Consider the following 21373-nt stretch of genomic DNA (forward strand, 5'->3'; position numbering starts at 1 on the left):
CTTGTCCCGCTTTCTTTTCTTAGTTTTTTCTGTTTCGTATTGCATTTTGGATGGAAGTGTATTATCATACACATATGAACAATCATTCATATGTTAATTTGTTCTTCTGAGCGTTTTAATATGGAATTATGACTGAGGAGGGATACGGTATGACAGAGCAGGCCAACAGCCAACTGGAAGAAAAAGAGGCATGCGGGTGCGGATGCGGACATGAACATCATCATGAACATGAACACGGCCATAGCCACGGTGAAGCCGAGGGTGAGTGCGGGTGCGGACACCACCATCATGACCATGAACATGAACATCACCACGAGCACAGCCACGACGAAGCCGAGTGCAGCTGCGGATGCGGACACCACCATCATGACCATGTACATGAACACCACCACGAGCACAGCCACGATGAATCCGAGTGCAGCTGCGGGTGCGGACACCACCATCATGAGCATGAACATGAACACCGCCACGAGCACAGCCACGACGAAGCCGAGTGCAGCTGCGGGTGCGGACATCACCATCATGACCACGAACATGAGCACGGACACAGTCACGACCACAGCCACGACATCCCGGTTCACGTCGTCAAGAACCCGGCGGCGCCAAGCGTCGTCTATACGGTCGGCAACATCGACTGTGCCCACTGCGCCGCCAAAATCGAAGAAAAAATCAGGGAACTGCCGGAGGTGGACGACGCGGTTCTGACCTTTGCGACGAAACAGCTCCGCGTTTACTCCTCCATGGGCACGGAGCTTCTTCCGAAGCTCCAGGAAATCGCCGACTACGTGGAGCCAGGCACCACCATTACTGTCCGCGATAAGAGAAAAAAGGCAGCTCACGACGAAGCAGCCCATGACAGCCACAATCACGACGGAATCGAGATCCTGGCCGGCGCCGCCCTGTTCGTCATCGGCGAGCTGCTCTCCAGCCGCATTCCCATGGCTTCGCTTCTCTGCTTTGCGGCGGCCTACATCGTTCTCGGCCGGGAAGTCCTCATCACGGCCTTAAAAAACCTGAAAAACGGACACATGCTCGATGAAAACTTCTTAATGAGCATAGCGACTCTCGGTGCCTTTGCCATCCGCCAGTTTGACGAGGCCGTCGGCGTCATGCTCTTCTACCGCATCGGTGAGGCCTTCGAGCACAAGGCCGTGGAAAGAAGCCGCAGCCAGATCATGGACGCCGTCGATCTCCGCCCGGAAGTCGTTCTCTTGGAGGAAGGCGGCACCACCCATGAAATCCCGGCAGAAGATGCCGTTGTGGGCCAGATTCTTCACGTAAGGCCCGGCGACCGGATCCCTCTGGACGGCGTCGTCGTTGAGGGACAGAGTCGGATCGACACCTCCCCGATTACCGGGGAGCCGGTTCCCGTATCCGTAAAAGAAGGAAGCGCCGTCACCTCCGGCTGCGTCAACACCTCCGGGCTCCTGAAAATCCGCGTGGAGAAAGAGCTCTCTGAGTCCATGGTTACGAGAATTCTCGATTCCGTGGAGAACGCCGCCGCAAGCAAACCGCAGGTAGAGCGCTTTATCACGAAATTTGCAAGAATTTACACGCCTTTTGTCGTAATTCTTGCCATTGCAACCGCAGTCCTTCCGTCCTTAATCACCGGCGACTGGGCCCACTGGGTCTACACGGCTCTGACATTCCTCGTCATTAGCTGTCCCTGTGCCCTCGTCCTCAGCGTGCCGTTAGCATTCTTCTCCGGAATCGGCGCCGGTTCCAAGCTTGGGATCCTCTTTAAGGGCGGCGTGGCCCTCGAGGCATTAAAGGATGTAAAGGCCGTTGTTATGGACAAAACCGGCACCATCACCAAGGGAAATTTTGTGGTGCAGTCCATCCTGCCGGCCGCCGATGTCCCGGAAGAAGAGCTTTTAAGGCTCGCGGCCGCCTGCGAATCTGCCTCCACCCATCCCATCGGTGTCAGCATCTTAACGGCCGCCGGGGAGAAAAACCTTTCCTGGGAAACTCCGTCGGAAATCGAGGAAATCTCCGGAAAAGGCATCCGTGCCGTGACTTCCGAAGGCAGCCTGCTCTGCGGAAACGCCAAGCTCATGGAGGCCTTCCATGTGGACATTTCTGCCTTTGATGCAGGCTCCGCCTCCACCACGGTTCTTCTCGCAAAGGACGGCCGCTTCCTCGGCTCCATCTCCATCGCCGATACGGTGAAGCCGGAAGCCGCTTCCGCCATTGCGTCCTTAAAGAGCCTTGGCATCCGGACGGCCATGCTGACCGGCGACAGCGAGGCTTCGGCCTCCGAGGTTGCCCGCGCCACCGGCATTGATACGGTTTATTCCCGCCTCCTGCCCGGCGACAAGCTGGATATTCTGCGGAAATTAAGAAGCGAAGCCGGAAGCGCCATGTTCGTGGGCGACGGCATCAACGATGCCCCCGTCCTTGCAGGCGCCGATGTGGGCGCAGCCATGGGAAGCGGCGCCGACGCAGCCATCGAAGCCGCCGACGTGGTCTTCATGACCTCCAGCATGGAAGCCATCCCGGCCTCCATCCGCATCGCCAAAAAAGTGGGCCGGATCGCATATCAGAATGTGGTCTTTGCTCTGGCCGTAAAGGCGCTCGTCATGGTTCTTGGCCTCTTCGGCTATGCCTCCATGTGGATGGCCGTGTTCGCCGATTCCGGCGTCGCCATGCTCTGTGTTTTAAATTCCATCCGGGTTCTCTATAAGAAATAGAAGACTCTCTCCGGAAAGCCGGAAAACGCCGGACTCCCGCGAAAACACTGTTTTTGCGGCGGTTCGGCGTTTTTAGTTTGTCTTCAGAAAAGCTGGCATATCATGAGCCACTGTGATAAAATAGAGCTGTAATCGGACAAATATTCCATATCGAAGGAGACATCCATGCTCTGTCATTTGGTTATTGATTTAAGCTGATATCTCTGTGCAGGATCTGATCCCGGGACGAAGCCTGTACAGAGGAAATACCGATTCGTCCTATATCGGATTTTGCACGCATTGATTTCATGAAAATCTGAATCAAAGAAGGAGTAAAATTCGATGAAACAATTTCATAAGTATATCCTGTTCTGGTTAAGTCAGAGCATCTCGCAGTTAGGCAGTGCAATGACAGGCTTTGCGCTGATTTTATGGACATACGAGCAGACGCATTCCGCAATGGCCGTTTCCCTCATGTCCTTTTGCAGCTATGTTCCGATGATCCTCGTGAGCCTGGCCGCCGGTTCTCTCATCGACCGGCACAGCAAAAAGGCCGTGATGCTGCTTTCTGACAGCATGGCTGCGGCCTGCTCCTTTGCGGTATTCGTTCTGTCCTCCGGCGGAAGTCTTGAGGTCTGGCATATCTATGCAGTCAATCTGGTAATTGGAGCTATGAATGCCTTTCAACAGCCGGCTTCGGCAGCGGCCGTTGGCAGGCTTGTCCCGCAGGAGAAAATTTCTGCCGTAAGCGGGATGAATTCTTTTTCCAGCAGCCTTACGAATATCCTAAGCCCGATCCTATCCGCATTTTTCTTTTCCCTTGGCGGCCTGCCACTCATCCTGGCGCTGGATTTGGCAAGCTTTCTGGCTGCCTTTATCATTCTTGCAGGCGTGATTTCGATTCCGGAAGAAACGGGGACGATGCGAAAGCAGACGATCTTTGCCGGGACAAAAGAGGGATTCCGCTTCCTTAAGAAGGAAAAAGGCATCTTCTATCTCATGCTCACGATGGCGCTTATCAACTTCTTTTCGCGGCTTACCTACGAAAATATTCTTTCGCCGATGATCCTTGCAAGAAGCGGCGGAAGCCATGAGGTGCTTGGAATCGTAAACGCCGTCATGGGCGCCGGCGGGATTGCCGGGGGCGTGATCGTCTCTTTTCGGAAAGCCTCAAAGAATCATGTAAGGATGATCTATGTCTCAGCGGCGCTGTCCTTTCTGCTTGGAGACCTTCTCATGGCAATCGGAAGGAATGCCTTTGTATGGTCGCTTGCAGGATTTGCCGCCAGTCTTCCCATTCCGTTTATACAGGCCGGGCAGAACGTGATTCTATACAGCCGGGTTCCGAAGGAAATGCAGGGGCGCATCTTTGCCGTAAGAAATTCTGTCCAGTATGGTACGATTCCCTTTGGCATTTTGTTTGGCGGTTTTCTGGCCGACTATGTGTTTGAGCCTTTTATGAAATCCGGGCATCTGCTGGCCGGTTATTTAAAAGTGATCGTCGGAAGCAGCGATGGAAACGGCATGGCCGTGATGTTTCTCATGACGGGAACCTGCGGATTTTTGATAAGCTGTCTTGCATACAGACTGCCTGAAATCCGGAAGCTTGACTGACACTTTATAAAAAGGAAGCGGGGCGCTCCCAGGCGGGCGCGTTCTCCGCTTCCTTTTTTCATCCGTTTATCTTTCTGCCGGATTTCTTTCCCATCTGATAAACGAGGAAATCCAGGCAGTCAATCTGCTTCTGATTCGCATGGAGGCTCTCCAAAAGGGCTGCCCTGTGGCGGGAAAGCTGCTTAAGCATTGCCGCATCCTGTCCTGCCTTTGCAAATTTCATGCACTCCTCGGCCGTCTTCCGGCTGCATCCGGCATCCATCAGGTTCTGGTACAGGCTCGCCCAGGTATCGCCTGCCTCCGCCATGCCGGCGCCGTTTGCAGGTTGTTTTCTCATGCCGTCTTCTCCTCAGCCGTCCCCTGGATCACGATCTTTCCTTCGGCCTTCGCATCATCCATGATAATCTCGCCGACGGACGGAACCACAATCGTACCGGAATAGGGGTTTTTGATGCTGTCCACATGCGACGTGATAACGGCGTTTACCTGGGATTTTTCAAAGCACAGATCCGTGTCTTCCATCTCACAGTCGATCAGCTTTAAGTTTTTGCAGTAACAGAACGGCTGCGTGCCGATGATTTTACAGTTGATGAGCGTCAGGCCGTCGGAATACCAGGCCAGGTACTCGCCCTTTACCACGCTGTTTCTCACCGTTACGTTTTCCGAGTGCCAGAAAGCGTCCTTTGTATCCAGAATACAGTCTTCAATATCCACATTTTTCGTGTACTGGAAAGAGTATTTCCCCTTAAACTCCACATTCCTCAGACGCATGTTTTCCCCGCGCATCAGGAAATACTCGCTCTCCGCCGTACAGCCGTCCATGGAAAGGTTTTTCACCGACCATCCGAACTCGGCAGACGCGATGTCACAGCCTGCCAGCGCGATATCGCTGCACTCCCTGAGCGCCTTGATTCCGTGGAGCTTCGTCCCGGAAATCTCCACATGATCGGAATACCACAGCGCGGCTCGGCAGAGGGGCGTAAGCTCCGAATCCTTCATTTTCAGTCCGTCGTCGTGCCAGAAGGGATAGCGGAGATTGCAAAAGGCTTTCTCAAGCTCAATGTTCCTGCACTCCTTTAAGGCGCTTTCCCCGTCCGCCGGCCCGTCAAAGGCACAGTTTACCAGTCTGAGCTCTTCGCTTCCATACAGCGCCCGCTCCATGTCAAAGGTCTGATTTTCGATCAGTTTCATACCTGGCCTCCCAAAATCTTCGTAAAGTCCGCCATCATTTCCGAAATTTTAATCTGCTGCGGACAGACGGTCTCACAGCTTCTGCATCCGATGCAGTTGGACGGATGGTGTTCCTTCGGCATGCTTGCCACGGCCATGGGCGCAAGGAAGCCGCCGCCGGTGATTTTATGTTCATTATAAAGGGCGATTAACTCCGGAACCGGCAGGCCCTTCGGACAGTGGCTCGTGCAGTAGTGGCATGCCGTACAGGGAAGGCCGCCCTTTCGCGTCTCCTCGTCGGCAAGGCTTACTACCGTGTCAAATTCCGTCTCGTTTAACGGCTTATCCTCTTTCCAGATTTCGATGTTTTCCTTTAACTGCTCCATGTTCGACATGCCGGAAAGCACCATGGTTACGCCGGGAATGGCCTGAAGGAAACGGAAGGCCCATGCCGGGACGGATTCCTCCGGCCGCAGGCTCTTAAGCTTCGCTTCCATTTCTGCCGGCGCAGACGCCAGCTTTCCGCCCCGCAGCGGCTCCATGACCCAAACCGGGATACCGGCGTCCCGGACAAGCTCCACTTTCTCCTTCGCCCCCTGGAAATGCCAGTCCATGTAGTTTAACTGAAGCTGGCAGAATTCCATGTGCTCACCGTAAGCCTCCAAAAACCGCCGGATCACCGGAACGGAGCCGTGGGCAGAAAAGCCCAGGTGACGGATGCGGCCGTTTTCCTTCTGCTTTAACAGATAGTCCAGGATTCCGAACTTCGGATCCAGATAGCCGTCGATGTTTCCCTCATAGACATTGTGGAAAAGATAAAAGTCAAAATACGGCGTCTGGCACTTTTCAAGCTGCGCCTCGAAGATCTCCTCGACTTTTCCCATGTTGGACGGGTCATAGCCTGGGAACTTCGTTGCCAGATAATAGCTCTCCCGCGGGTACCTGGAGAGGAATTTTCCGGCCGTCAGCTCCGAGTTTCCATTGTGGTAGCCCCAGGCCGTATCGAAATAGTTGATTCCGCTCTGGTAGGCATAGTCGATCATTTCGGCTGCGGCCGCCTCATCTACAACAGCGTCGTCACCGTTTTTCACCGGCAGCCGCATCATGCCCAGCCCCAGGCCGGACAGCTTCATTCCCTGAAAATCTCTGTAAATCATGTGATATCTCCTTTCCTCTCACAGGCTCGTAAGCACCGGGTTCTCCATATAATCATACACCCGCTGCACTTCGCTTGGCTTCCTCGGATCAAGCATCTGCGGGCGTCCCAGATCGAGGGCCGCAATCCGCTTCATTTCCTCATTCTCCAGCTTAAAGTCCCATATATCCAGGTTCTCTTCCATGCGCGCCCTGTGGATGGTCTTCGGAAGGACGCTGATGCCCCGCTCGATGTTCCAGCGCAGGATCACCTGGGCCGCGGTCTTTCCATGGGCGGCCGCAATCTCGCCAAGCACCGGATTCGTGAACATCCCGTTCATGCCTTCGGCAAACGGCGCCCATGCCTGGGGCGTGATGCCGTACTCCTTTAAAATGGAAAGCTCTTCCTCCCTCTGGTAAAAGGGATGGAGTTCCATCTGGTTGACGGCCGGGATCACCCGGACATTTCTGCAAAGATCGATGATCCGGTCCGGCAGAAAATTGCTGACGCCGATGGCGCGGATCCGCCCGGCTTCATAGAGCTCTTCCATGGCTCTCCAGCTTCCGTAATAATCGCCGAAAGGCATATGGATCAGATACAGATCCAGATATTCCAGGCCCAGCTTTTCCAGAGATTCCTCAAAAGCGGTCTTTGTCCTCTCATAGCCCATCTGGTGAATGTAGGCCTTTGTGGTTACAAAAAGCTCTTTCCGGGGAATTCCGGAATGGCGGATGGCCCGCCCCACGGCTTCCTCGTTTTCATAGGAGCTCGCCGTATCAATCAGGCGGTAGCCGACGTCTATGGCCTCAGCCACCGCATGTTCACATGTCTTAGGATCCGTTACCTGGAAAACGCCGAAGCCCTCCAGGGGCATTTCTACTCCATTGTTCAGACGAACCGTCTCCATAAAAAACGCCTCCTTACTCAAGAGTCAGCGTCGCCGTGACGCCGCCGCTCCCAAGAATCTGATAGAGCTCCTCGCCTGTCAGATCCTGAACCTTTCCAAGTCTCGTGAACGTCCAGGTATTCGGCGCGTAGTAAATGACAAGCTGGTTCCCCTGATACAGGATCACGTCTCCGGCCTCTGTGGTAATCCGCTCGTCGTTCCGCGGAAGATCCGTCCCAAGGTTTCCGACCTTCTCCATATTGGCGTAGTCTTCCATCTCAACCGTCAGCGGGCCTTCCTCCAGCAGGGCTTTCAGAGCCTCTGCGGAGCTGTTGTCACTGAGCTTTACCTTTAAGGTCTCCCCGTTTACTTCTATATTCACCATCATGCTCTCCTCTCCTTCTGCCTCTGTCGTTTCCTCCTGTCTTTCGGCCGTCCCGGTGCTGGCCTCTGTTCCGGTACTGATCTCCGACCCGATACTGGCCTCTGTCCCGGCCGGGCTTTCCGCTGAGACTGCTTCCTCCGGCATCTGCCCGGCCGGCACACACCCGCAGGCCAGAAGCGAAAACATGGCTGCACATAAGAAAACTGCGGACTTTTTCACCTGCCTCATCCTTTCCTTGCTCTGTATGTTTTTTCTGTCTTTATTATAACGCCGTGCATGCACCATGACAAATGCTTATAATAAATAGGCAGGTATGCTTATTGGCTATGAGCCTGTCAGCTTACCGGGATATCACCCTGCAAACGCCTCGAGAAGGAAGCTTTCGATCCGGTCAAAGGGAATCAGATCCGTCCTGTCGTACAGATCCACATGGTTCGCCCCAGGGATAATCATTAACTCCTTCGCCTCACCGAGACGCTCATAGACGCCTTCCGTCAGGCCGCGGCTCATGGCGTTTTCCCCTGCAAGCATCAGAACCGGCCGCGGAGAAATGGTCTCCAGATGTTCCAGAAGCTTGTAATTTAAAAACGGCATCTGGCTCGTAGTCGTGAACGCGCCGTCTGCATTGGGATGGTTTCCCCGCTCGAGGCCGTAATAGGAATAAAACTCGGCGGACATGGGATCCAGCCCCTCCGGCACTGCATTCTGGGGTTCATCCGGATACACCGGAACATACTCCGGCTCTCCCTGTTCAAAATCAGCCCAGCGCTGCTCGGAAATCTGTTCGAGCAGTGCCGTCCTCTCTTCCGGAGACATGGCATCGCCGTTGCTGCTGATATCCACCAGGCTCGCCGTCACCACGGCCTTGATTCTCGTGTCCACCTGGGCTGCGGAGAGAGCAAAGCCGCCGCTGCCGCAGATCCCCACGGCGCCGATCTGGTTCCTGTCCACAAAAGACCACGTTCCCAGATAATCCACGCCTGCACTGAAATCCTCGGTAAAAATTTCCGGGGAAGAGACATGCCTCGGCTCCCCGCCGCTGGTTCCGTTGAAGGACGGATCAAAGGCCAGCGCCACAAAGCCCCTCTGGGCCAGTGCGTTTGCATAAACCCCAGGCCCCTGCTCTTTCACTCCGCCGTACGGCGCCCCAATTACCACTGCCGGATATTTTCTGCCTTCCTCCATGTCTTTGGGAAGGTACATGTCTGCCGAAAGCTCGATGCCGTAGCGGTTTTTATAGCGAACCGGACGGCGCTCCACCTGGCTGCTCAGTTCAAATGTGTATGTATCTTCTGCCCGCATGGTTTCCTCCCTGCCTGTTTCGTTTGCTGCGGCCATAATCCCGGACATGCCGCATGCCGTCACTGCCAGCGCGCCTGCTGCCAAAAGTCCTATGATTCTTTTTTTTCTGCTCATCATGATAATCTCCTTTCCGTTTTTCTCAGGAGAGCTCTTCCTTATGGCATCATCATAGCACACGTTCATTATCATGTAAAATAGCTATTTTAAATCCATTATCATAGTTGACAGTTATGCTATTCTTTTTTATAATGACAGTAAATTCCCACCTGTCAGGAGGTACCGCCATGATCGAGATCCGTCTTCTTTCCTATTTTCTGGCCATCGCCAGAGAGCAGAGCATCACAAGAGCCGCCGAGTCGCTCCACGTAAGCCAGCCCACGCTGTCCAAACAGATGATGGAGCTAGAGGAGCAGCTCGGGAAACAGCTTCTGATACGCGGCAGGAAGCGCGTCACCCTGACGGAGGACGGGGAATATTTAAGAAAATCTGCCCAGGAGATCATCGCCCTGATGGAAAAAACAGAAAGCTCCTTTCAGGAAAGCGCACGCGGTGTTGGCGGAGACATTTATCTCGCCTGCGGCGAGTCGGCGGGAATGGGCTTTCTCGCAGAGGTTTACCACGAACTCCTCACGGACTATCCCGACATCCGCCTCCATATCCACAGCGGAGATGCCGACACCATCACGGAACGGCTCGACAAGGGGCTGGCAGACTTAGGCCTCTTCCACGGCCCCATCCAGAACGACAAATACGATTTCATCCCGCTGCCCATCCGGGATTCCTTCGGGCTTCTCATGCCTGAGGACTGTCCGCTCGCAGAGAAGGAAGTCATTGACCGCAGGGAGCTGTCCCGCCTTCCGCTAATTTTCCCCGATCAGCTTTTCCGCAGCGGACGGCAGCTCGACTGGTTCGGGACGCATTATCCGTCCTTTCACATTGCTGCTACCTACAATCTTGTTTTCAACGCGGCCTTTCTGGTGGAACAGGGCATCGGATATGCCCTCTGTTTTCACCGTCTGGCAGGGAACAGCACCAGCCGGCCCCTCGTTTTCCGGCCGATTGTACCGGAGTTAAGCGCCGGCCTCTGTCTTGCAGCCAAGAAGTACCAGGCCTTTTCCCCTGCTGTCAAACTTTTTTTGGAATATCTGAGAAGAAAGATCCAATAAAATCCTCTGTCTGGGCACAAAAAAAGGAGCCGCTGCTCCATAGATGATCCTTCACCTATTCTGCACCGGCTCCGCTGCTGGCTCTCTTACGCTTTTCTGATCTTTTTCGTAGCAAAAGCACATACAATTAAAGCAATCACCATGACTGCGTAAAGATATGCTCCCATTCCCAGGCTGATGCCGCGTCCCGAGGCTTCCATTACAAAAGCCAGGAACATAAAAATCAGCGCTGCATCGCCAATCAAAGTCAGCTTCGGGTGGTTCAGGAGGAAAAACGCCGCAGTCCACAGGGCGCCGATCACAACCACCGGCAGCGCTCCCACATAGTAGTCCGGCCTTTCCTTTATTGCCTGCATGATGGTCTGGCTCAGGTTGTCTCTCGTGTACCAGGGAAGGTATAAGCTAACCAGGGCAAGGACGGCCGCCGCAAGGGCAATTTTTACAGTTACAAGCTTCCATGTTTCTTTGATTTTTTCCATGATCATTTACTCCTTATCTGCTGTTTTCTGCTCTACTCCCAGTCAAAGCAGGGGCTTTCGTCTCCTGCCTTCCAGCCGCTTATCTCGTACTCCCGGCCGTCAAACCGTTCCAGCCACTCCTGCCTGGTCTCGCTTCCGTTGGCCGGCCACCCCTGGAGAACCTCAAGGACGGTTCCGTCCGTAAAGCTTTCCGGCGTGACCTTCCAAATGCTGCTTCCCTCCGGCATCTCGGACTGGGTTCCTTCCAAAAAGAAGAGATTGTCGCATTGCTGCCATCTGGCTCCGGCTCCGATTCCCTGGATATATGCATTCTCACTCCGGACATCGATACGGCATGCGGCAAAGCTGTTATAGAAATGGGAGTCATATGTATCATAAGCCTGTCCAGCCAAACCGCCCACCCGGAAGAATCTGGCTTCCGACTCGCTGCCGAAAAGTTCCCCGGTATTATAGCAGTTCACCATGGCGCTTTTAAAAAACCGTCCCGCTAGGCCGCCGATATCCTGCTCTTCAAATACATATTTGTTTCCGTAATAGCTTTTTACGCCTTCCCAAAGGCCGGAAACCTTTCCTTTATTGAAGCAGTTGGTCATCAGCACCTCGTAATCCTTGCCGTTGGCATAGCCGACAATGCCGCCGGCCGTCAGGGGGCTTTCCACCTCCGCCGTATTCCAGCATTTGTCAATCCAGGCATTGAACGCATAGCCGATGACTCCGCCGGCATAGATCTCTCCGCGGACCTTCCCTGTATTATAGCAGCCTGACGCCGCCACGGCCGCAGCATACTGATTCTCATTTCCCATAAGGCCGATGACTCCGCCCGTATAGAAATCCTGTCCATGGACAGTCCCCTCATTATAACAGTCGGTAATCGTTCCGCTCATCTCACCTACGACCCCGCCTGTCCAGGATTCGGCTCCGTTTACCTCTCCCAGGTTCCAGCAGCCCGTCAGATTCTTCGCATATCCGGCCACGCCTCCGCAGGATTCCCCGTAAGCAGTAACCTGGCTGTCACTCCAGCAATTAACAAGCGTACCTCTGCACTCCCCCGCAACGGCTCCGACGTAACCGGCGCCCTGAATCACAGAGTCCTCCACGCCCAGATTTTGAATGACAGCATCCTTGTCTGTCTCTCCAAAGAGGCCGACGGATTCCTCTCCGTCTGTCACAATGTAAAGTCCGGTAATCATATGCCCGCCGCCTTCAAAGCTTCCGTTGTAATTTTGAATGGGCACCCAGTTTCCGGCGCTTTCCGAGCAGACAGACGACAAGTCAATGTCTCCCTCCAGAATCCCTTCCAGGGCCGCTTCTCCCTCGTTGACCCTGTCGCGGAACCGTTCCAGATCCTTTGCATCCTTGATTTTCACCGTCTTGCCTTCTCCCACATGGCTTTTGGATTCTTCCTCTTCGGCCGCTATGGACGCGTTCTTCGCCTTTTCCTCTTTCATCTGTTCCATCATCCACATGACCCCGTTCTTTTCCGGTTCCGTTTCTGTCGTTTCTCCGCCGCCGCAGGCGCTAAGAAACGCCGCCATGGAAAACGCCAGGAACACCATCCCTTTTCTGCACATTTTCCTTTTCATTCTCTCATCTCCCCTTAATCTATTTCAGTTGACACCTTCGCCGCAGGCAAAGGGACAAGCTGTTTCAAAATGCACCAGATTCCCATAAGTCGCATTATAAGCATGATAAATTATATCTCTAATAATATGATAAAGTCAAGTCTTCCATCGCCCGAACCGGCGGCATGAGGCGGAATCTATTGCTTTTCCTCTTCATTCCGTGTAAAATTTTGTATAGGAACCTTTGGCTGCCAGGCTCTTTTCGGAACGCTCGAAAAAAGCCGGCCGCCTGAACTCTGCCAAACGAAGGAGGCTCCCCTATGGAATTTCGCGTACTTCAGTATTTTCTCGCAGCCGCCAGGGAACAAAGTATTTCCGGCGCCGCCGAATATCTCCACCTCTCTCAGCCGACCCTTTCCAGGCAGCTGAAAGAACTGGAGGAAGAGCTTGGAAAACAGCTTTTTATCCGCGGGAACCGAAGGATCACCCTCACGGAGGAGGGGATGATTTTAAGAAAACGTGCAGAAGAGATCGTGGATCTGATGCAGAAAACAGAAAAAGAAATTGCCTTAAACGACGCAGCCATCGCCGGTGACATCTACATTGGGGCCGGAGAAACAGATGCCATCCGCATCCTCGCCAGAACGGCCCGCAGGCTTCAGGAGAACCATCCCGGGATCCGCCTGCACATTGCCAGCGGCGATTCGGCAGACGTGACGGAAGACCTGGACAAAGGGCTCATTGATTTCGGCATCCTCTTTGACCCCAGGGATCTTTCCAAATACGATTATTTAAAGCTCCCGCACCAGGACACCTGGGGCGTTCTGATGCGCCGGGATTCCCCGCTGGCTGAAAAAACGGCCGTCACCCCAGAAGACCTCTGGGACAAGCCCCTGATCCTCTCAAGGCAGCACCGGGAGGGAAGCGCCCTCTCCATGTGGCTTTCCAGGCCAGAAGCAGATTTGAACGTCACAGCCACATACAGCCTGCTTTACAATGGTTCCATCCTCGTGGAGGAAGGGATCGGCTATGCCCTTACTCTGGATAAGATCATCAACACCTGCGGCAGCAGCCTCTGCTTCCGCCCTTTGAGTCCGCCCCTTACGGCAAATCTCTGTATCGTGTGGAAAAAATATCAGGTGCTCACAAAAGCAGCCGAGCTGTTTCTGAACACCCTGAACGAAGAAATATCAGCAGGCGGCACAGGCCTTTAGACCTGCGCCCTCTGCTTCTGGTACCTGATAAAAAGAATGGAAAAGAGAAGTGTGATGCAGCCGAACCAGATGGCCCGCTCGCCAAAAGCCCGGCAGACGAAAACGCCGAGAGCAGCGCCGCCTGCGAACACCAGGTCAATCCAGTAATAATGCAGGCCTTCCTTTCTCTTTTTGGCATCATGGCGGTAATCGCCGGAACACAAAAGCTCCGTTCCCGATCTCAGATTACCAGTGCACATGGTCGTGGCAAAGGCTTTGCCGCGTATTTTCCGGAACGCCTCCACCTGCATGGCACAGCTGAACGCAATCATGGAATTGACGACGGCATTGTATTCCTGGGGCAGGAAGCCGGCCAGAAAAAGGAGAAGGATTTCCGCCCACAGAACACCCTCCTTCCAGTGGATGCCGGGATTTTCCCCGACACGCTCCCGGATCCGTTCCGCTGCAAAAATGCCGAGGGCAAAGGCCACGACAGGAACCAGATAGTAAAGCGCCCGCATCCACTTGCCTTCAGCCAGGCTGAGTCCCATCAAAACGATATTTCCTGTCTCCGCATTGGCAAACGTCCCGCCGCGGATCAGGTAAGAATAGGCGTCCATAAATCCGCCCGTCAGCGTTAAAAGCGTTCCAAGCCGGATGCTTTCCGATATATGCCCGTTTTTCTCCAATGTAAAATCCCCCTTTTTCTTCCATTCTTTCATTATAGCACGGCTTTTCGCCATGTAAAGCAAAAATCCCCCGGGGCAGACATTTCATCTGCCGCCGGGGGGCTCTACTTCCTATCGAAGCTCCAGAAGGATCAAAAGAAAGATCAGGGCAATTCCAAAGAAAATGACGCCGTCCAGCACCTTGACCGGAATCTTTGCGTTCCCGTAAATATTCCCGCGTCCAACGACAACCGGGCCCTCATCCTTTTCCTTTTCTTCTGTTCCCGCTTCCTTTTTTTCTTCCAGCTTTTCTTCCATAAAAACCTGCTTTCTTCCGGATTATTTGCGAACCAGATACTTTCTCATATCAATGGCACATGCAACAAGGATAACAAGGCCCTTGATGATGTAGGTCATGTTGGCGCTCATGCCAAGGAACGTAAGACCCGTGAAGATCAGCTTTAACATTACAACGCCAAGGATAATGCCGGAAATCTTTCCAATACCGCCGACGAAGGAAACGCCGCCGATAACGCAGGCTGCGATGGCATCCAGCTCGTAGTTAAGACCTGTGGTAGCGGAGTTGGAACCGATACGCGCGCCCTCGATAAAGCCTGTCAGGCTGTACATCACGCCTGCAAGGACGAATACGAGGATCGTCGTGCGGGCCACGTTGACACCAGATACATTGGCAGCTTCCGGGTTGGAGCCGACGGCAAACATGTTCTTTCCGAAGGACGTCTTGTTCCAGATTAACCACATGATAACCGTCAGGATTGCAACGTAAAGGATAAATCTCGGTATGGCAACATCGCCGATCTTAAATAACGGTGCTTTGATGAAATCGGTGTAGCTTGCGTCCAGACCGGAAATGGACTGGCCGTTGTTGGTACCGATCATCAGGTACATTAAGATGATGCCGTAGAGGATTAACTGGGTCGCCAGGGTTACGATAAACGGATGGAGGCTAAACTTCGCCACGCAGAAGCCGTTGATTAAGCCCACGACAGCGCCGATGGCGATGACGGCAAGCAGCACGACGATAATCGGCATGGTGTCCAGGGTTTTAAACATCTTGTTGGCGTATCCGCTCATCTGAAGCAGGGAGGCGGAAACACAGGCGCAGAGACCAACGCAGCGGCCTGCGGAAAGGTCGGTACCGGTTAAAACGATGGCTCCGGCAATTCCCAGGGCGCAGGGAAGCGCGGCTGCGGAAAGGGAGATGATGTTGACGACCGAAGCCAGGGAAAGGAATTTCGGTGACTTGATCTCAATCAAAATAACGGCAATAATCAGGAAAAAGTACAGGGAGTTGTTGATCATGAACTCCTTTCTCCATGTCTTCTTTTCCTTCGCATCTAAACTTTTATAATTCTGAATACTCGCACTGATACGGTTCATATTTGACCTCCTTTACGCATACATCGCTGCAAGCGTCATAATCTCTTCCTGTGTCGTGCTCTTTGCGTCAACCTCGCCGGCAAGTCGTCCGCCGGACATGACAAGGATCCTGTCGCAGACGCCAAGAAGCTCCGGCATCTCAGAGGATACCATGATAACGCCTTTTCCCTGGCCTGCCAGATCCAGAATGAGCTGGTAAATCTCGTACTTGGCGCCGACGTCGATGCCTCGCGTCGGCTCGTCAAGAAGAAGCACCTCCGGCTCCGTAAGAAGCCATCTTCCAAGAATTACCTTCTGCTGATTGCCGCCGGAGAGGGAACGGATCTTTGTCTGCTGGTTCGGCGTCTTGATCCGCATGGCCTTGATCGACCAGTCCGTCACCTCGCGCATCTTGGAATCATCCAGAAGGAGGCCTTTTTTATACTTCGGAAGGCTGGAAATCGTCGTATTCTCCTTGATGTCCAGGATCCCGAAAATACCGGTGGCACGGCGCTCCTCGGTTAAAAGCGCAAATTTGTTTTTGATGGATTCGCTGGCATTCTTATTGAAAACCTGCTTTCCATGAAGCTTGATGGTACCGCTCTTTCTCGTGGCGATGCCGAAGATATTTTCCAGGACTTCCGTCCGTCCGGAGCCGTCCAGGCCGGCGATGCCGAGCACCTCACCCTGCTTTAAAGTAAAGGAGACGTCGCGGATATGGGAGTACATGGCCGTTAAGCCCTCCACCTCCATGAGCGGGCCGCCCACCTGGTTGGTTTTCGGCGGGAACCGGTTCGTCAGCTCACGTCCTACCATCAGCTTGATAATCTCGTTCATTGTCAGCTCCGCCGCCGGCTTCGTCGCCACCCATGTACCGTCGCGCATGATGGTAACTTCGTCGGAGATCCGGAGGATTTCTTCCATTTTGTGAGAAATATAGATAATGCCGCATCCTCTGTCACGGAGCATGTTGATAATCTTAAATAAATGCTCTACCTCTTTCTCCGTTAAGGATGAGGTCGGTTCGTCGAATACAATAATTTTCGAGTGGAAGGAGACTGCTTTTGCGATCTCCACCATCTGTCTCTGGGAGACAGGCATTGTGCTCATGATCCGCTTCGGATCCACGTCGACTCCAAGCTCGTCAAAAATGGCCTTCGTATCGTCATACATCTTTTTCTCAGATGTGAAGATGCCTGCCACGTGGGGATAACGTCCGAGCCAGATGTTATCCATAACATTCCGCTTTAAGGCCTGGTTCAGCTCCTGGTGCACCATGGCAACGCCGTTCTCCAGGGCTTCCTTGGAACTCTTGAAATCCACTTCTTTTCCTTCTAAGAAAATGTGGCCCTCGTTCTTTTCATACATACCAAACAGACATTTCATCAGTGTGGATTTTCCGGCACCGTTTTCCCCCATGAGGGCGTGCACCGTCCCCTTTTTCACCGTCAGGGAAACGTGGTTTAAAGCCTTAACGCCGGGAAACTCCTTCACAATGTCTTTCATTTCCAGCAGAACTTCGTTTTTTGTTCTGTCAATACTGCTCATAAGCCACCTCCTCTATCCCGGGTTCATAATGAGCTCAGGGCAGGGCTTTTTCCATACCCATTACATCCCCATGTAAACCGGCTGGGGGAAGATTTCCCCCTGCCCGATTCTTGTGCAACAGAAAACGCGGGCCGGCTCTTTCTGCCGGCCGCGTTTTCTGGATTTATTTCTTACAAACGTCTCTTTATTCCTCGCCGAGATAGATCTGATACGGGATGCGGACTTTATCAACTTCGCTGTCGATGATGTAGCTGTCCATGCCGTCTAACAGGCCATTGCCTGCAAGACCGTTCTGAGCTGCCTCAACGATGCCGTTTGCCATACCTTCGGCATCCTGCTTGATGGTACCGGTCATCTGGCCGTTTGCGATCAGGGATTTTGCAGCGTCTGTTGCGTCAACGCCGAATACCGGGATCACTTTGCCGTCGCCGATGTTGTAGCCGGCTGTCTGGAGAGCTGCGATGGCGCCCTCAGCCATACCGTCGTTGTTGCAGATAACCATCTCGATCATGTTTCCGTTTGCTTCGCTGTACTCGGAAAGGATCGTGGTCATGTAGTTCTGAGCGGCTGCTGCCGACCAGTTGCCGTCCTGGTCTACCAGGTACTTGTTGCTGTTCTTGTCGTCGTAGAACTTTAATGCGCTCTTTCCAGCCTCGGTAAGAAGGGCGTCGGCATCCTCAACAGAATACTGGGTTCTGTAAATAGCCTCGTTGTTGCCTTCCTGGCCCTTGAACATAACGTAGGAGATCTCTCCGTCGCCGTTTAAGTCAGTGTTTGCGTAGTTGTCGCCTTCCAGTAAGAAGTTGGCAATCATTTCGCCCTGCATATGGCCGGCTTCTGCTGCATCCGTACCGATGAATACGCACTTCTCATAGGAATTTACAACGTCGTCGGAAACCTCGCGGTTAAAGAAGATAACCGGGATGTCCTTTTCCTTTGCCTGATCAACGATGTTCTGTGCGGCATCGTCGGAACCGGTATCAACGATGTTTACAACAAGAAGGTTCGCACCGCTTGTGATGGCTGTGGAAACCTGCTCGGTCTGTGTTGTCTGCGTGGAGTTGCCGTCATAGTCTGTGTAGGTAATTCCAAGCTCATCCCATTTTGCATCCATGGCGCTTCTTACGCTGGAGATATATGTATCGCTGTAAGAATAATAGAATACGCCGACATTTCCGTCTACTGCGGCTGCCTCTGCTGCTGCGGTGGTAGCTTCTGCTTCTGCCTCAGCCTCTGCTACTGTTGTTTCCTCTGCGGCTGCTGCTGCGGTGGTTGTTGCTGCTGCCGTCGTCTCCTCCGTACCGCCGGAACAGCCGGCCAGTGCGAATGCCATCGAGCATGCAAGAGCAACGCTTAAGATCTTTCTCATTTTGAACTCCTCCTTCAAATAGAACTTTTGTTACGTATATAGTATATAAAATTAAAGACAAGGGTAAAATAGAAAATCTTATGCAAAATGTTAAATATTTTATGCTCCGTTTTTGTTCTTATGTAGATTTTTACACATTCCAGGCGGTTTTTGTCCTATCGGAACGGAAAAATCAACTTCTGGTTCGCCTCATCGAACAGATTCTCCCTGAAGGCTGTCAGGGTTTCCGTAAAAACCTCCTTGTGCTCCGGCTTCTTTCCATTGATGAGCTGGTAGGCGTTTTCGATGCCAAGGTAGCCCATGGCAAAGGGATTCTGCACCACGAGGGCGTCCACCTCGCCGGTCTCCAGCATGCCGATGGAAATCACGTTGTTGTCAAAGCCGACGACGGTCGTCTCTTCTCCGATTCCAAGCTCCTGTACGGCATAGCCGACGCCCAGGGTCGTCCACTCGTTGAAGGCCGCAATGCAGCGGATGTCGGGATATTCCGATAACATCGCCTTGGTTCCCTCGCTGGCATCGCGGATGTTGGAGTTTACATGGATCACCGACGCCACCTGGGCGCGGCCGCTCTCCTCTAATGCGGCAAGGAAGCCGCGCTCCCTCTCCTGCCCGTTGTAGGTTCCTTCATCGAAATTGACGACGCCCACCTGGATATCGCCTTCTGTCCGGTCGAGAATCGCCTTTGCCGCCTGGACGCCGGCGCTGTAATTGTCGGTTCCGATCTTCACGGCCACCTCGTCCGAGTTGATGCCGCTGTCGATGACAACCAGCTTGACACCTGCCGCAGCCGCCTCCTCCATGGCTTCCACCGACTCATTGTAATCGATGGCCGAAAGCACAATGGCGTCGGCGCCATTTTCCACGGCTTTCTTTATCATGGCATTCTGCTCTTCATAATTTTCCTCGCTGTCCGGCCCCTCCATCGTCACATCCACGTTGTACTCGATGGACGCCGTCCGGACGCCGGCAAACACGGTTTTAAAAAAGTTGGAGCCGGTGGACTTTGTGATGACGGCAATGTAAGGCTTCCGCTCCTGCCCTGCCGTCCTGGCGCCAGCACAGCCGCAGAGGGAAAGAGAAAGAAGCGCCGCCAGGAAAAATGCCGCAGTTTTATTTCGCCTCATAGCTTCCCTCCTCAATCTTCGGGAACCGGATAATCACCGTCGTCCCCACATCCAGCTCGCTCTCAATCCGGATCCCGTACTGTTCTCCGAAGAAAATTTTGATCCGGTCGTTGACGTTTTTGATGCCGATGCCGCTGCTGTCGCTGCGCTCTTTCTTTAAGATGCTTTCGCACTGTTCCGGCGTCATGCCGGCGCCGTTATCCGAAACCCGGAATTCGATGTCGTCCCCGGCGGCCTTCGCCTCAATCCGGATGAGCCCCTCGTCCACCATCCGGTCGATGCCGTGGTAGATGGCGTTTTCAATCATGGGCTGGAGGGTGATTTTGTTGCAGAGATAATGCTTCACCGCGTCCTCCACCTCGAATTCATAGGTGAACTGGTTCTTGTACCGGTAGCTCTGGATCACCAGATAGCTTTTGGCATGGTTCAATTCGTCCTCAATGGGGATTAACTCCTTCCCGCGGCTGATGCTGATCCGGAACAGCTTCGCCAGCGCGCCCACCATGCGGACGGCATCGGCGCTGTTTCCCTGCTCGCACATCCACTGGATCGAATCCAGCGTATTGTAGAGGAAATGGGGGTTAATCTGGGCCTGGAGTGCCTTTAGTTCCGTCTTTCTTAAGGAAATTTCTTCCTGCTTGACCTTGTTCATCAGCTCCCTGATCATCTTCACCATGTGGGCAAAGGACTCCGACAGCGTCTGGATTTCCCGGACACCGTTCTGCGCCTCATAGTCATAGGCGCCGGCGTTCTCCTCAAACTCCCGCATGGCTGACACCAGGACACGCACAGGGCGTGAAATCACCTTGGAAATCAGGACGCCCGACAGGACGGCTGCCCCGATGAAAAGGAGCGCAATGCCGGCTGCCATGGTCTGAACGCTTTTTAGCTTGTCCCCGATCAGCTCATCCGTAAAGCTGACGCCGACGATCCGCCAGCCTCCGTCGGACAGGGAGCGCACCGTCGTAATCGTATCCATACCGGCGTAAACGCCGTCCGGACTTTCGGAGATCCACGAGGTGTCTTCTTCCTTTAAACCTGCAAAAATAAGCTGCTGCTGGGGATGGTAGACGATCTGCCCGTCCTGATCCATGATATAGCAGTAGCCGTGCTGGCCGATGCCCACGTTGTCCACGTAAGAGGCCAGGGATGAAAAGTTAAAGTCCATGGCCACATAGACCGGCTTGCGAAACAGCACCAGATCGGCCCGTTTGGCGATGGTGACAACCCAGGGATAGTAATTTAAAAACAGATTCTGCACATGGGGCGCCAGGACTGCCGTGTCTTCTGCGCTCTCAAAAATCTCTTTGCAAAAGGACAGGTTGTCCGTGATCTCATCTTTCAGCCGCAGGCTGCTGCTTCCCGTGAGGAGAAGGTTCCCGTCCTCATCGTAGATCATGACGGAGACTACGTCGCTCCTTAAGCCGGCCATGCCGGAAATCAGAGCTTCGGCCGCTTCCATGCTCCTGGTTCTGGATAGGCGGCCAATGATAAGCTCCAGGTCGTTTCTCATGCCTTCTTCGTTGATTTCCACCGTGTTGGCCGCCTGGGACACGGCCTGCTCGGAGTTGGTGGCCGCTAACTCAAGAAGCGACCGCCGGTATGCCGAGACGAAAATCTGCGTCATAAAAAGGATAGCCGCAATCGTCATCCCGCTGATGATGGCCACTAAAAGCACGGACAGGGGCACTGCCCGCCTTTTCCTGTTCTGTTCCATGGC

The 21373-nt window shown here is 53.6% G+C and carries 19 protein-coding genes; 4 read left to right on the forward strand and 15 right to left on the reverse strand.

The genetic code is table 11. The annotated features are described in order from the left end of the window. Positions 1-149: 149 nt before the first annotated feature. Together cadA and KE531_01955 are read left to right on the forward strand one after the other, a co-directional pair. Positions 150-2690, forward strand: coding sequence for a cadmium-translocating P-type ATPase (gene cadA / locus KE531_01950; protein ID MBR9952398.1), 2541 nt, complete (start codon positions 150-152; stop codon positions 2688-2690). 321 nt (positions 2691-3011) lie between these two features. Then, on the forward strand, positions 3012-4283 hold the full coding sequence (locus KE531_01955; GenBank protein ID MBR9952399.1) for an MFS transporter: 1272 nt from the start codon (positions 3012-3014) through the stop codon (positions 4281-4283). Between the two features lie 58 nt (positions 4284-4341). Here KE531_01955 and KE531_01960 read toward each other — a convergent pair whose 3' ends face one another. From KE531_01960 to KE531_01985, 6 genes are all read right to left on the reverse strand, one after another. After that, entirely contained in the window at positions 4342-4590 is a 249-nt protein-coding gene (locus tag KE531_01960; protein ID MBR9952400.1) for a hypothetical protein, read from the reverse strand. Between the two features lie 26 nt (positions 4591-4616). Continuing rightward, complete coding sequence (locus tag KE531_01965) at positions 4617-5474, reverse strand: DUF3737 family protein (protein MBR9952401.1); 858 nt, start codon at positions 5472-5474, stop codon at positions 4617-4619. Beyond that, positions 5471-6610 carry an aldo/keto reductase gene (locus KE531_01970; GenBank protein MBR9952402.1) on the reverse strand — a complete coding sequence of 380 codons (1140 nt, stop codon included), beginning with the start codon at positions 6608-6610 and terminating at the stop codon, positions 5471-5473. Before KE531_01970 ends, KE531_01965 begins: the two co-directional genes overlap by 4 nt. An 18-nt stretch (positions 6611-6628) precedes the next feature. Continuing rightward, a complete protein-coding gene (locus KE531_01975) occupies positions 6629-7495 on the reverse strand; it encodes an aldo/keto reductase (GenBank protein ID MBR9952403.1) in 867 nt (288 codons plus the stop codon). 13 nt (positions 7496-7508) lie between these two features. After that, complete coding sequence (locus KE531_01980; GenBank protein MBR9952404.1) at positions 7509-8003, reverse strand: hypothetical protein; 495 nt, start codon at positions 8001-8003, stop codon at positions 7509-7511. Positions 8004-8210: 207 nt separating this feature from the next. Further along, positions 8211-9161: an alpha/beta hydrolase gene (locus KE531_01985; GenBank protein MBR9952405.1), complete on the reverse strand. Its 951-nt coding sequence runs from the start codon at positions 9159-9161 to the stop codon at positions 8211-8213. Between the two features lie 284 nt (positions 9162-9445). Here KE531_01985 and KE531_01990 point away from each other — a divergent pair, with 284 nt between their 5' ends. After that, positions 9446-10327 (forward strand): LysR family transcriptional regulator, encoded by an 882-nt coding sequence (locus tag KE531_01990; protein MBR9952406.1) that lies wholly within the window; start codon positions 9446-9448, stop codon positions 10325-10327. 86 nt (positions 10328-10413) lie between these two features. Here the strand turns inward: KE531_01990 and KE531_01995 are convergent, their stop codons facing one another. Beyond that, the gene (locus tag KE531_01995; GenBank protein MBR9952407.1) at positions 10414-10806 is read right to left on the reverse strand and encodes a hypothetical protein; all 393 of its coding nucleotides are present in this window, start codon (positions 10804-10806) and stop codon (positions 10414-10416) included. 32 nt (positions 10807-10838) lie between these two features. Continuing rightward, on the reverse strand, positions 10839-12389 hold the full coding sequence (locus KE531_02000; GenBank protein MBR9952408.1) for a hypothetical protein: 1551 nt from the start codon (positions 12387-12389) through the stop codon (positions 10839-10841). Between the two features lie 299 nt (positions 12390-12688). Between KE531_02000 and KE531_02005 the strand changes: the two genes are divergently transcribed. Then, positions 12689-13582, forward strand: coding sequence for a LysR family transcriptional regulator (locus KE531_02005; GenBank protein ID MBR9952409.1), 894 nt, complete (start codon positions 12689-12691; stop codon positions 13580-13582). Here the strand turns inward: KE531_02005 and KE531_02010 are convergent. From KE531_02010 to KE531_02040, 7 genes are all read right to left on the reverse strand, one after another. Further along, positions 13579-14232, reverse strand: coding sequence for a DUF1275 domain-containing protein (locus KE531_02010; protein ID MBR9952410.1), 654 nt, complete (start codon positions 14230-14232; stop codon positions 13579-13581). The genes KE531_02005 and KE531_02010 overlap by 4 nt on opposite strands. A gap of 129 nt (positions 14233-14361) precedes the next feature. Continuing rightward, positions 14362-14547 carry a hypothetical protein gene (locus tag KE531_02015; GenBank protein MBR9952411.1) on the reverse strand — a complete coding sequence of 62 codons (186 nt, stop codon included), beginning with the start codon at positions 14545-14547 and terminating at the stop codon, positions 14362-14364. 21 nt (positions 14548-14568) lie between these two features. Next, positions 14569-15630: a beta-methylgalactoside transporter gene (locus KE531_02020; protein ID MBR9952412.1), complete on the reverse strand. Its 1062-nt coding sequence runs from the start codon at positions 15628-15630 to the stop codon at positions 14569-14571. A 12-nt stretch (positions 15631-15642) separates the two neighbouring features. After that, entirely contained in the window at positions 15643-17157 is a 1515-nt protein-coding gene (locus tag KE531_02025) for an ATP-binding cassette domain-containing protein (GenBank protein ID MBR9952413.1), read from the reverse strand. A 184-nt stretch (positions 17158-17341) separates the two neighbouring features. Continuing rightward, positions 17342-18526: a galactose ABC transporter substrate-binding protein gene (locus tag KE531_02030; GenBank protein ID MBR9952414.1), complete on the reverse strand. Its 1185-nt coding sequence runs from the start codon at positions 18524-18526 to the stop codon at positions 17342-17344. Positions 18527-18681: 155 nt separating this feature from the next. After that, positions 18682-19653 (reverse strand): substrate-binding domain-containing protein, encoded by a 972-nt coding sequence (locus KE531_02035; protein MBR9952415.1) that lies wholly within the window; start codon positions 19651-19653, stop codon positions 18682-18684. Further along, positions 19640-21370, reverse strand: a complete 1731-nt coding sequence (locus tag KE531_02040; GenBank protein ID MBR9952416.1) for a sensor histidine kinase — start codon at positions 21368-21370, stop codon at positions 19640-19642. The genes KE531_02035 and KE531_02040 overlap by 14 nt, the downstream gene beginning before the upstream one ends. Between the last annotated feature and the right edge of the window lie 3 nt (positions 21371-21373).

It is taken from the genome of Eubacteriaceae bacterium Marseille-Q4139, from assembly GCA_018223415.1.
Classification (GTDB): Bacteria; Bacillota; Clostridia; order Lachnospirales; family Lachnospiraceae; genus CABSIM01.